Below are 944 nucleotides of genomic sequence, written 5' to 3'. Positions count from 1 at the left end.
TTGCTGTTCGTCGTGCTCAACCCCGTCGACAGCGAACTCGTTGCCGTCGACGTCGAGGTCGACAGCGACGCCACATTGCTGTTCGTCGTGCTCAACCCCGTCGACAACGAGCTTTCCACCGTCGACGTCGAGGTCGACAACGACGCCACGTTGCTGTTCGTCGTACTCAACCCCGTCGACAGCGAGCTGGCCGCTGTCGAGGTCGAAGTCGACAGCGACGCGATCGCGCTGCCGGACGACGAAACTGTCGCCGACAGCGAGGTCACCACCGAATTGGTCGCGTAAAGCTGCGAACCGTTGATGGCATCGGTGCTGGATGCGGTGATCTGGCCGGCGGCGACGTTCGTGATTTGACGTTGCGTGGTTTCGCTGCCGACGCTGACGACGCTGGTCGGTGCGCCGCCCGCGAAGTTCGTGGTCACGCCGCCGACGGTGCCGGTCGGCGTCGGGTTCGGCGCCGCCGTGGTCGAGCCGCTACCGAGCGCGACGTCGTTGGCGTTGTTCGCGACGGCGTTCGGCCCGATCGCGACCGAGTCGGTGCCGAGCGCCTGGCTGTCTGCCGCCGTCGATTTCGCGTGGAAGTACTTGATGCCCTGGCTGTTGATATTGTCGATCACCGAGCCGACGCTATTGGCAGTCGACGTCGTGCCGTCGGCGTTGTACGTCGTGTACGATGGCGCCGACACCGTGCCCGTTGCCGGATTGTACGTAGCACCGCCGCCGAGTGCCGCGGCCGTGCTGTTGCCAAGGTTGTCCGTCTTCGCCGATATCGTGCTGAGGCCGGTGGATAGCGAGCTGGCCGTCGTCGACGTTGAGGTCGACAGCGACGCCACATTGCTGTTCGTCGTGCTCAGGCCCGTCGACAGCGAGCTGGCCGTCGTCGACGTCGAGGTCGACAGCGACGCCACATTGCTGTTCGTCGTGCTCAGGCCCGTCGACAGCGA

At 65.3% G+C, this 944-nt stretch carries 1 protein-coding gene and 1 pseudogene; one reads left to right on the top strand and one right to left on the bottom strand.

All coding sequences use genetic code 11. From position 1 onward, the window contains the following. Positions 1-422 (bottom strand): annotated as a pseudogene (locus tag WT24_RS35345) (hypothetical protein); the annotation flags it as partial. Between WT24_RS35345 and WT24_RS35810 the strand changes: the two are divergent. Continuing rightward, positions 361-944 (top strand): hypothetical protein (locus WT24_RS35810; protein WP_373557240.1); only part of this gene is annotated, 584 nt, incomplete at its 3' end. The pseudogene WT24_RS35345 and the gene WT24_RS35810 overlap by 62 nt on opposite strands.

Source organism: Burkholderia sp. MSMB1078WGS (assembly GCF_001528895.1).
Lineage (GTDB): Bacteria > Pseudomonadota > Gammaproteobacteria > Burkholderiales > Burkholderiaceae > Burkholderia.
The sequence above is the reverse complement of the archived record's forward strand: the minus strand, read 5'-3'. Positions and strand labels throughout refer to the sequence as shown.